A 9708-nucleotide genomic window follows, 5' to 3' on the forward strand; every position below is an offset into this window, starting at 1 on the left:
TTGGGACCGCGATCGCATCGTTGGAAACGTCGCTCTTGCAGTTCGCCGGGCAAGGGAGGCTGGCGTACCAGTTGTCTGGGTTCAGCACCACGATCACGAGCTTCAGCGCGACACGCCGGCATGGCAGTTGGCGGCCGAACTCAAGCCCCTGACAGGCGAACTCCGCATCCACAAGAGCTTCAACTCGGCCTTCGAAAGCACGGAACTACTGTCTGAGCTTGACCGACTCGCAGTGTCGGGAGTCTTCCTGGCCGGAGCGGCAACCAACTGGTGTATCCGTGCCACTGCCTACGGAGCGCTCGATCGAGGGTTTGACGTCACGCTACTCAGTGACGCGCACACCACCGAAGACATGGAGCTTGAGCCGGGGCGCGTCGTGGAAGCGCGCAGCGTCATCGACGACCTCAATGTCGCCATGCGCTGGCTGGCGTATCCGGGCCGCTCGAACGCATCGGTCACTGCAGCGGAAGCAGCATTTGGCTGAGCGAGTTGCGGCCTAACCCTTCGCTCGAGGCGACCCTCCACGGCTTGGCACTTGGGCCGCGAGCCAATCGGGCTCGCGGCCCAAGCGCCAACCCGCGGCGGTCGCCTCAGCTCAAACGTTAGGCCGCACAGCCAATCATCCTGCCCCTGCGGGCCACTCTGCAAATGCTCCGCGCGCTGGTCTACGGCCTCACCATCCTGCATCTAGGCCCCGGTATCGCCTTTGCTCTACTGGCGTTCGGGTGTGAGGAGCCTGAACCGTACCTCCGGTTCACCTGCGGAAAGGATGGCCTGTCGTCGTTCGGGTTGCTCACGGTTGGCGCTTGGGTAGTCTTGCCTGTTGGCTTGGCTGCTGCCTCACTCGTTCAGCGCGCACGCCGCACTCCTCCGCCAAACACCGCGCCTCGCGTCATTGCTCTGGTTGCGGTTCTCAGCACCGGAGCGCTTTGCGGAGCCGCGGGTAGCTGGCTAACAGGTAGTCAACACTGGTTCCTCTCCATCCCTGGCGCGCTTGCGGTGGGTTGGCTGTTCCTGGCCAATCCACTGGCGTGCACGCCGCAGCCGTCAGCCACCGGAGGCACTGCCGGACCAAACAGTGCGGCCTAACCCTTCGCTGGAGCGGGACCTCCACCGGCATGGCACTTGGCCCGCGAGGCTCTCGCTGTCTATCATCCGCCTCGCGGGCCAAGCGCCATTCCGGTTCCGGCCCCTCAGCTCAAACGTTAGGCCTCGAGTTTCCGGACCGCGGTTCTCGCGCTTGTCAGCAGGTTCAAGTCCTGTTTGTCTTGCCCGCTCAGGTCGCTTGCCGGCAAGCCGATCAACCGCTCAGTTCGGACGGCCGGCGCTCTTCGGGACCCCCTCTTTCTCGAACCCCGGAAGGTCTTCGCGCTTCGGGCCACGGAACAGTCGTCTACGGATACCCCGCGCAGTCTCGGAAGAGTTCGCTGGTGTACTGCATCGGCTCCAGCAGGCCGCCCGTCCCTTGGCGGGCGGCTCACCGTTATCGGTCCGCGGAACGGTGGAAACCGCTCGTTCTCGCCGCGAGCGCTTCTGCCCTCAAGACCATCCATGGTCGCCCGTCAGCCTGGGCTAACCGAGCGCTCCTCCAGCCCCACAATGCCAGCCTCCCTCCCGGCAACTCCAAGGCGCGGTCGCGAGGCGAGGCCTAACCCTTCGCTCGAGAGGGACCTCCACCGGCAAGGCACTTGGCCCGCGAGGCGCTCACTGTCATCATCCGCCTCGCGGGCCAAGCGCCTTCCCGGTTCCGGCCCCTCAGCTCAAACGTTAGGCGTCACACAAGCACCTCAAGCGCGCGTCGGGAACAAATGACGATTCTTCAGCGAGCTCGCTACGCGGCCTACCTTGCCATAGTGATTGGCGCGTTACTCAGTCTGGTCCTGGTACTCGGGAGCGCCGATGCGATAGCACTGCTACCCCCGAGCGCCTTCGATCTGGCTCTCAGTCTCCCGCTCATGATTGGCACGTATGTTGTGGCATTCATCGTCACGCCATGGGTCGCCGCCCGAACACCGATCTACGGCGACCATCCCACTGCCGAGTCGGTGGCCAAGAAGCCCCTCGGTTACAGCGTTCGCATCGTCGCCTTGGCGGCGCTTGGCCTCGTTCTGGCACTGGCTGCCAACCTAGTCGTGTTCCTGTTCAGCAAACTCGCCTAGTCGCCCGCACTAGCCTCCCCGAACTTGACTACGTCTCCCGTTGCATCCGTGTCGCGCTGCGAGGTGACGCCTAACCCTTCGCTCGAGCGGACCCTCTCCGGCAAGGCGCCTTGGCCGCGAGGTGCTGAGGTCTATCCTGCACCTCGCGGCCAAGGCGCCTTGCCTCCGCGGTCCGCTCAGCTCAAACGTTAGGCCGCACAGCCGTACCGCTCTGCCCCATCGTCTATGCCAAGCGTCATCTATCGGATCACCTACCCGAACGGGAAGATCTACGTTGGGCAAGACAGAACGAACAGCATCAACTACTTCGGCAGCGCGTCGGACGAATTGATCGCTCGAGATTTCACTCCTGAGCAGCGCCAGAGCTTCACCGTAACCCGAGACATCCTCTGGTACTCCGAGAGCGCCGATCGAGCCGAAATCAACAGGAAGGAAGTTGAGTTCATCCTCAAGCTGCGCGCAAACGATCCAGCTGTTGGGTACAACCAATACCCAGCCTTCCGCGGGAACAACCTGTCAGCCCAGGCTCAGCAGTAGTCGAGCACCGCCTGCCTCGCCCGGGTGCCATTGCTGGTTCATGCGCTCAAGGAGTTCAGCTCAAGCCCAAAGAGTGCGGCCTAACCCTTCGCTCGAGCGGGGACCTCCACCGGCAGGGCACCTTGGCCGCGAGGCGCTCGCTGTCTATCATCCGCCTCGCGGCCAAGGCGCCCTCCCGGCTCCGGCCCCTCAGCTCAAACGTTAGGCGTCATGGAGAACCGTTCCTCGCCCCTCTCTCATCCTCTGGCAATTGCCGTCTGGGTTGCCGGAATCGTCATCGCAATCCTCCTCGAGGTACTCGACAGGGAAACACTGGCGCTGCGCGTACTTGGGGGCCTCATCATCCTCTTCGGAGCGATGGCGTTTCTCTCAGAGAGGGTGCCATTTCGTTGGGAGGGCCAGAAGCCTTCGACCTACATCACTGGCTGGCCCCTGAAGCTCATGTCGCTTGCCATGGTCGCACTGGGTCTCGCTTTGGCCGCCATGCCGGCTTGGTTCATCAGAGTTTGAAGTCATACCTCTTCACCGTCGCAGCAACCCAGTTTCGTCGTCGCGTGCCGTTGATCCAGTTGCTCGTGTGTTGGGCCGAGCCCGCCTACCGCAACCCACTCTGAGTGCTGCAACGCGATGACGCCTAACCCTTCGCTCGAGAGGGACCTCCGCCGGCAAGGCACTTGGCCCGCGAGGCGCTTCAGGTCATCATCCGCCTCGCGGGCCAAGCGCCTTCCCGGCTCCGGCCCCTCAGCTCAAACGTTAGGCATCGCAATTCGAGCCGTTCGTTCACCTCCCTCAAACTCTGGAGCCTTTGTGGCCGCCGACATCCAGCACGCAGACGCTGTCGCCCTCCTCGCATACTTGGAGGCCAAGATCTTGGCTGATCCGTCGTTTCACATGACTTACTCTGACGCAGCGGTCGCCGTCGGAAGGGAACCGACCAACGCCGGACGTCACATCGGTCAAGTGACATCTCGAATCGATGCCGCGTGTTTCTATGCGAAGACACCGTTCCTGGCTATGCACCGCGTGCGGGAGACGTACGGTCAAGGAATCAATCCGCGCTCGTTCCAAACACAGCTCTGGCAAGCACACACGGCCGGTCTCGTAGCACGAGCGGAGGCCCACACTTGGTCCGCTGACGACTTCAAGAACATCAGACGGCACCTTCAAGGCCTTGGCGACGACTCGGCCGCCCTCCAATGGAAGCGCATCGAACAGTTTGGCCAGAACGGTGTGAACCAAGCGCTCGGTCTTTCCCCAAGCCCATGAGCCGCTGCGCTGGCGATGCCTAACCCTTCGCTCGAGCGGACCTCCACCGGCAAGCCGCTTGGCCCGCGCAACGGCCAGTGTCATCATCCGTTGCGCGGGCCAAGCGCCTTCCCGGTGGCGTCCGCTCAGCTCAAACGTTAGGCGTCAAACATGCCTTCGGGCGACGATCTGAAGTTTCACTTCTCTCGATTGACTGACGACGAACTCGGCATTCAACTCGTTGAGGAGCGCCTCACGGAGGAGGCTAACCAGGTGGCACGCGAGGAACTCGCCTCGCGCGGAGTTGCCGTGGAGGAGGCCATATCCAATGCCCGTTCCGTCCGCGAGCAGGCCATGTCCAGGGTTCGCGTGCAGCAGCAGGAACGAAGCGCTAGTTTGCGTTGCGTCCTTCGCTTCCCCATCCGAGCCATCCTCGGCGTCGAATCCCCGTGGCTTGTGCTGGTCGTTGGCTTGGTCTTGGCCTACCCACTGTATCGCTTCACCGTTTCTGCAATCGGCGCCTTGGTGCTGCAGCGCCCACTTCCGTCGTACGCGCTGCCCTTGTCCTACGCTGTCCTGGCCATATTCGAACTTGCTAGCCTTTGGTTCGCTGTTGCGCTCTAGCGATCAGCGCGAAGGAGTGACGTCACTCTCGTCGTCTGGTTCATGAGACTCCTTGGCGTCTACATGGCATTTGCTACCGTGAACTCGACAATGAATGTCGGTGCCGTCATTCAGCATGCAGCGCAGTTGCGATGACGCCTAACCCTTCGCTCGAGGCGACCCTCCACGGCTTGGCACTTGGGCCGCGAGCCCGCGGTGCATATCATCGGTCTCGCGGCCCAAGCGCCAAACCGTGGCGGTCGCCTCAGCTCAAACGTTAGGCGTCGATCAACACCCGCCTTGTCATGCCCGAAAGTTCATCCGCAGAAGCCGTCGTTCGCGAGTTCTGGCACCTGATGGGCACCAACGACTTCCACTCCGTCAAAGCCGTGCTTGCGCCAGAACTCGTGGTCGAGTGGCCTCAGTCCGGTGAGCGAATGCGAGGGCCCGAGAACTTCGCTCGCATGAACGCCGAGTACCCAACCGCAGGGCGCTGGCGGTTCAGCATCAACCATCTCATCGCCAGCGGCGAAGAAGTCGTCACGCAGGTCAGCCTCACGGACGGCGCCCAGTCCGCCGAGCCTGTTTCGTTCTTCACGGTTCGCGCCGGCAAGGTTGTTCGCCTGGTCGAGTACTGGCCCGACCCGTTCGCTCCGGCTGAGAACCGTCGGCACCTCGTTGAGCGCTGAGCCAAGTGAGCTCCCGAGCCTTCGTCCCGGCGTTACTCCCCGCGACGACGCCTAACCCTTCGCTCGAGGCGACCCTCCACGGCTTGGCACTTGGGCCGCGAACCCGTGGTGCATATCATCGGGCTCGCGGCCCAAGCGCCAACCCGCGGCGGTCGCCTCAGCTCAAACGTTAGGCCTCACGTGAACCGTTGCCTCGTGCCCAGGCTCGCAACAGCCAAGTCTCCCGGGTCAGCCCGCATTGCGGCCTGTCGCAACTACTTGCGGCCTGCCTCAACAAACTGCTGTTGGCCGCACGGTACAGTTGACGCCTACATCACGTTAGGCCGCACAAGGCACCACCGGATCAAGCCCATGCTGCGCCAAACACTCCTCTTGCTCAACCTGCTCGGGGTCAGTACTTGGCTTGGTGGCATGTTCTTCGCCTACTTCTGCCTTCGGCCTGCCGCAGCACAGGTGCTTCAGCCGCCGCAGCGCCTTCCGCTTTGGTCAGCTACCTTTGCCCGGTTTCTTCCGCTCATGGCTGTCGCCGTAGTCGTCATCCTTGCATCCGGTCTGCACATGCTGTTCAGCGTCGGCCTTGGCGCAGCACCCATTGGCTGGCACGTCATGTTCGGCGTTGGCTCGGTCATGGCCGTGGTGTTCGGGGTGGTGTACCTGTGGGTGTTCCCACGGCTCAAGGCTCGCTGCGCAGCGTCATCCTGGCCCGAGGCAGGCGCTGCACTACATCGCATTCGTCAGTTGGTCGCGCTCAACCTCGTACTCGGCGCTGTCGTGGTCGCGGCAGCCGTCTCCGCCCGCTAAAGTTCAGTCCGCGGCACGCGGTGCGGCCTAACCCTTCGCTCGAGGCGACCCTCCACGGCTTGGCACTTGGGCCGCGAGGCCGCCAGTGTCATCATCGGCTTCGCGGCCCAAGCGCCAACCCGCGGCGGTCGCCTCAGCTCAAACGTTAGGCTTCACAGGGAAACGCTGTGCCAGTCGGCTACTCGGGGACACCGCTTCCAAGGAAGCTCGGGCTAACGGACAACACTTGCCTTCTCGTCCTCAACGAGCCGCAGGACTACGAATCTTTGCTAGGTACCCTGCCGTCAGGGTTGGAGAGACAGAACGCGCTGTCCACGTCGACCAACGTCGTTCATGTGTTTGTCACCAAGCGGCATGAGCTTGCGGGTCATCTCGCCACGTTGCGCAAGAAGCTCAACGCCGAGGCAGCGGTCTGGGTCTCGTGGCCCAAGAAGTCGTCCAAGATTCCGAGCGATGTCACCGAGGACACCATTCGCGAACTTGCGCTTCCTCTGGGCTTCGTCGACATCAAGGTCTGGGCGGTCAGCGAGGTGTGGTCTGGCCTCAAGCTAACCGTACGCAAAGAGTTGCGCAACGCAAGTGAAGCCTAACCCTTCGCTCGAGCCGACCCCCACCGGCTACGCACTTGGGCCGCGAGGCGCTCGCTGGCATCATCCGCCTCGCGGCCCAAGCGCTCCGCCGCCGGGGTCGTCTCAGCTCAAACGTTAGGCGTCGCAGGCAACCGCAGTGCCGCTCCTCCACTGCCGAGTAAACGCCACAGCCGTTCTGGCGTTAGCCACGGTGGGAACCAACGCGGCGTTCGCGTGTCGTGGTTCTTGGGCCAACCAACCTCCTCCGAGCCGAACATGAACTTCATCCGCATCTCCGCGCTGCCAGCGCTTGCCCTCGCCTGCACCGTCGCCGCCGCTCAGGACGCTCGCGAACGAGGCTTCATCCGAAAAGGCATGAACGAGGGTGAGGTCATGTATCGCATCGGCAAGCCCGATCACGAGGCCCTCGTCAACGACGTCAAGGGCAAGCCCGAAGAGAAGACCTGGACCTACTTTCCTCACTTTCGCGATCCACAAACCCTGACCATCATCACCTTGCGAGCTGGCGTCGTCACCGAAATTGAGCGCAAGGTCTCTCGGTAAGCTCTGGCACCAAGGCGACGCCTAACCCTTCACTCGAGGCGACCCTCCACGGCTTGGCACTCGGGCCGCGAGCCGTTGTGGTCCATCATCCGTCTCGCGGCCCAAGCGCCAATCCGCGGCGGTCGCCTCAGCTCAAACGTTAGGCGTCATGAGGTCACCGTTCTTCGCACTTGCACTGTTTTGCGCTACCGCGTCGGCCCAGGTACCGGCCGTTCCCAACAATGTCACCAGCGTGCAGACAGTCGGCTACTGGCGGCATGGCGGCCAATCGGGCACCTATCGGGTTATCACCACCACCGAAGGGTGGGAGCACGTTTGGTCGCGCGTCTTTGTTGAGTGGCTACCTGAGCCCGTTTCAAGAGAGGCAGAGCCTGGGCCATCGCAGAGCATCGAGCTTCAGCCTCCCATCACGCAGGGAACTCATGTCATCGCGGCCACCGCCCGCAGGGTCCGCACAGGCACTATCGAGATCAAACTCGTCGCCGAGTCCAATGAGCCAGTGCGGGCCGAGCGGAAGGTCTATCACTTCTTGGCCACAGAGCCCGGTGTCGTCAAAGGCGTCAGCGCCGCGGCGAGATGACGCCTAACCCTTCGCTCGAGTGGACGCGCTCCGGCATGGCACTTGGCCCGCCTACCGGTGTGGTACATCATCCGTCCGGCGGGCCAAGCGCCATGCCTACGCGCGCCCCTCAGCTCAAACGTTAGGCAGCACAGTAGGAGAGACCTTGCTCACGCGACCCCTTGTATTGCCAGTACTTGTTGCCTTCGTCCTACTTGCCGGTTGCGCAGCTCAGCATCCACCTAGCGGTCAGATGGTTCGCGCCAAGGGCTACCCCGGTCCCGAGAGGGCGGAGAAGGATGTCGCCATCATCTTTGCGACAGATGCTCGCCCCAGATGGGACGTCACCTTCATTTGCACAGTCGACGGGCGCGCGCTGGAGCGCCCGGGGTGTGCCAACGTCGTCTACGTCTCACCTGGCACGCACACACTGGGCTGGCAGTACCAAGGAACAAGTGCTACCGGTCGAGGCGAGATCGCTTCTGTATTCGAGGGCGGGCGCGTGTACCAGCTCAACGCCTCCTCACTGGGTGGCTCAAGAGGCGTTGTCCAAATCATTCCCATGCCTCCCAATGCACCGGTCACGTACCGGAACGTGAGCCCAAGCCAAGTTCCCCCGGGTACAAAGCCTGACGACCCGATTCCGTACGGGATCAACTAGCTCACGCCCGAGACGGCGCGAAGTGCTGCCTAACCCTTCGCTCGAGGCGACCCTCCACGGCTTGGCACTTGGGCCGCGACGCGTCCAGTGTCATCATCCGCCTCGCGGCCCAAGCGCCAACCCGTGGCGGTCGCCTCAGCTCAAACGTTAGGCGTCAGTCAACAACCCTCGTGAGTCTTCGCGCCGCTTCACTATGGCTTACCGCGCTCTTGTGCTCTTGCAGCGGAGCCCTGCCTCATCGTCCACACAGCGCCGCTGAGCATGGCTTGTTCGGAGTCTGGTGCAACTCTGACGACGGTGGCGCAACTTGCTGGGCCTACGACGAGTTTCGCACCGACGGTACGTTCGAGGCCTGCGGAAGAACGGAAGACGATCCACGTCCCTTCCATGGCGAAGGAACCTACACCTTCATCGGCTCGCGCATGTGCTACGTCGTCACGCGCTCAACCGTGAACTTCTGGCTGCGCCCAGGCTCCCGCTACTGCACGGAGATCCTGAGCATCAATGAATCAGCGCACCGCTACCGCGACATTGACTCCGGCGCCGAGTTCGAGCTTCGCCGTGTTCCGCCGTCGGCTAAGCGCTGTGCGCCGGCGCGATGACGCCTAACCCTTCGCTCGAGCCGACCCCCACCGGCTACGCGCTTGGGGCGCGAGGCGCTTGTTCTTATCATCCGCCTCGCGCCCCAAGCGCTCCGCCGCCGGGGTCGTCTCAGCTCAAACGTTAGGCAGCACACGGAGGCACCGAGCGAACCCATGGCCACTGAACACCTTCAACCGCCCCTCCGCGGTTCCTGCCACTGCGGCGCAGTACGCATCACGCTTCCGAGCCCGCCCGACAAGGCGACCGACTGCAACTGCTCGATCTGTAGGCGTCTGGCCGGGTTGTGGGTCTACTACGAGTTCGGCACGGTGCTCGTTGAAGGCCACCCCGAGAAGACAGAAGAGTACATCTGGGGCGATAGAACACTACGCACCGTGCGATGCAAGACCTGTGGAGTTGCAACCCACTGGGAGCCTCTTGCGCCGAAGCCGGGCCAGAAGCACGGGGTGAATCTGCGCAACTTCGATCCAGAGCTCGTGCAGTCCGTCCGAGTCCGCAAGTTTGACGGAGCAGACACCTGGACATTCATCGACTGAGCGCGCGTCAAGTGCTGCCTAACCCTTCGCTCGAGCGGACCTCCACCGGCAAGGCACTTGGCCCGCGCACCGGCCAGTGCCATCATCCGTTGCGCGGGCCAAGCGCCTTGCCGGTGGCGTCCGCTCAGCTCAAACGTTAGGCGTCGCGGCACGCACTCGCGCGCGTCATATAGACTTCGCAG

13 protein-coding genes are annotated in these 9708 nt (G+C 63.1%); all 13 read left to right on the forward strand.

Going from position 1 to position 9708, the window contains the following annotated elements; genetic code table 11:
- A partial coding sequence (locus D9C15_RS09320; RefSeq protein WP_164886695.1) for a cysteine hydrolase family protein occupies positions 1–484 on the forward strand: 484 nt, incomplete at its 5' end.
- Between the two features lie 1324 nt (positions 485–1808).
- Positions 1809–2159: a hypothetical protein gene (locus D9C15_RS09330; protein ID WP_127997184.1), complete on the forward strand. Its 351-nt coding sequence runs from the start codon at positions 1809–1811 to the stop codon at positions 2157–2159.
- A 225-nt stretch (positions 2160–2384) separates the two neighbouring features.
- Entirely contained in the window at positions 2385–2696 is a 312-nt protein-coding gene (locus tag D9C15_RS09335; RefSeq protein ID WP_127997185.1) for a GIY-YIG nuclease family protein, read from the forward strand.
- Between the two features lie 210 nt (positions 2697–2906).
- Entirely contained in the window at positions 2907–3206 is a 300-nt protein-coding gene (locus tag D9C15_RS09340) for a hypothetical protein (RefSeq protein WP_127997186.1), read from the forward strand.
- 297 nt (positions 3207–3503) lie between these two features.
- The gene (locus tag D9C15_RS09345; protein ID WP_127997187.1) at positions 3504–3962 is read left to right on the forward strand and encodes a hypothetical protein; all 459 of its coding nucleotides are present in this window, start codon (positions 3504–3506) and stop codon (positions 3960–3962) included.
- Positions 3963–4112: 150 nt separating this feature from the next.
- Positions 4113–4565 (forward strand): hypothetical protein, encoded by a 453-nt coding sequence (locus D9C15_RS09350; RefSeq protein WP_127997188.1) that lies wholly within the window; start codon positions 4113–4115, stop codon positions 4563–4565.
- Positions 4566–4849: 284 nt separating this feature from the next.
- Entirely contained in the window at positions 4850–5233 is a 384-nt protein-coding gene (locus D9C15_RS09355; RefSeq protein WP_127997189.1) for a nuclear transport factor 2 family protein, read from the forward strand.
- Between the two features lie 351 nt (positions 5234–5584).
- Entirely contained in the window at positions 5585–6034 is a 450-nt protein-coding gene (locus D9C15_RS09360) for a CopD family protein (protein ID WP_127997190.1), read from the forward strand.
- A gap of 167 nt (positions 6035–6201) precedes the next feature.
- Positions 6202–6624, forward strand: a complete 423-nt coding sequence (locus D9C15_RS09365) for a DUF3052 family protein (protein ID WP_127997191.1) — start codon at positions 6202–6204, stop codon at positions 6622–6624.
- Positions 6625–6879: 255 nt separating this feature from the next.
- Positions 6880–7167, forward strand: coding sequence for a hypothetical protein (locus tag D9C15_RS09370; RefSeq protein ID WP_127997192.1), 288 nt, complete (start codon positions 6880–6882; stop codon positions 7165–7167).
- A gap of 148 nt (positions 7168–7315) precedes the next feature.
- Positions 7316–7747, forward strand: a complete 432-nt coding sequence (locus tag D9C15_RS09375) for a hypothetical protein (protein WP_127997193.1) — start codon at positions 7316–7318, stop codon at positions 7745–7747.
- Positions 7748–8653: 906 nt separating this feature from the next.
- Entirely contained in the window at positions 8654–8989 is a 336-nt protein-coding gene (locus tag D9C15_RS09380) for a hypothetical protein (protein WP_127997194.1), read from the forward strand.
- A gap of 153 nt (positions 8990–9142) precedes the next feature.
- A complete protein-coding gene (locus D9C15_RS09385; RefSeq protein WP_127997195.1) occupies positions 9143–9526 on the forward strand; it encodes a GFA family protein in 384 nt (127 codons plus the stop codon).
- Positions 9527–9708 lie beyond the last annotated feature (182 nt).

It is taken from the genome of Piscinibacter defluvii, from assembly GCF_004011805.1.
GTDB classification, from domain to species: Bacteria; Pseudomonadota; Gammaproteobacteria; order Burkholderiales; family Burkholderiaceae_C; genus Piscinibacter; species Piscinibacter defluvii.

What these genes read in the sequence shown, in the direction of transcription:
- D9C15_RS09340 (WP_127997186.1), top strand. Translation starts at nt 2,907, where the DNA reads ATGGAGAACCGTTCCTCGCCCCTCTCTCATCCTCTGGCAATTGCCGTC.
- D9C15_RS09385 (WP_127997195.1), top strand. Translation starts at nt 9,143, where the DNA reads ATGGCCACTGAACACCTTCAACCGCCCCTCCGCGGTTCCTGCCACTGC.
- D9C15_RS09375 (WP_127997193.1), top strand. Translation starts at nt 7,316, where the DNA reads ATGAGGTCACCGTTCTTCGCACTTGCACTGTTTTGCGCTACCGCGTCG.
- D9C15_RS09335 (WP_127997185.1), top strand. Translation starts at nt 2,385, where the DNA reads ATGCCAAGCGTCATCTATCGGATCACCTACCCGAACGGGAAGATCTAC.
- D9C15_RS09355 (WP_127997189.1), top strand. Translation starts at nt 4,850, where the DNA reads ATGCCCGAAAGTTCATCCGCAGAAGCCGTCGTTCGCGAGTTCTGGCAC.
- D9C15_RS09330 (WP_127997184.1), top strand. Translation starts at nt 1,809, where the DNA reads ATGACGATTCTTCAGCGAGCTCGCTACGCGGCCTACCTTGCCATAGTG.
- D9C15_RS09370 (WP_127997192.1), top strand. Translation starts at nt 6,880, where the DNA reads ATGAACTTCATCCGCATCTCCGCGCTGCCAGCGCTTGCCCTCGCCTGC.
- D9C15_RS09350 (WP_127997188.1), top strand. Translation starts at nt 4,113, where the DNA reads ATGCCTTCGGGCGACGATCTGAAGTTTCACTTCTCTCGATTGACTGAC.
- D9C15_RS09360 (WP_127997190.1), top strand. Translation starts at nt 5,585, where the DNA reads ATGCTGCGCCAAACACTCCTCTTGCTCAACCTGCTCGGGGTCAGTACT.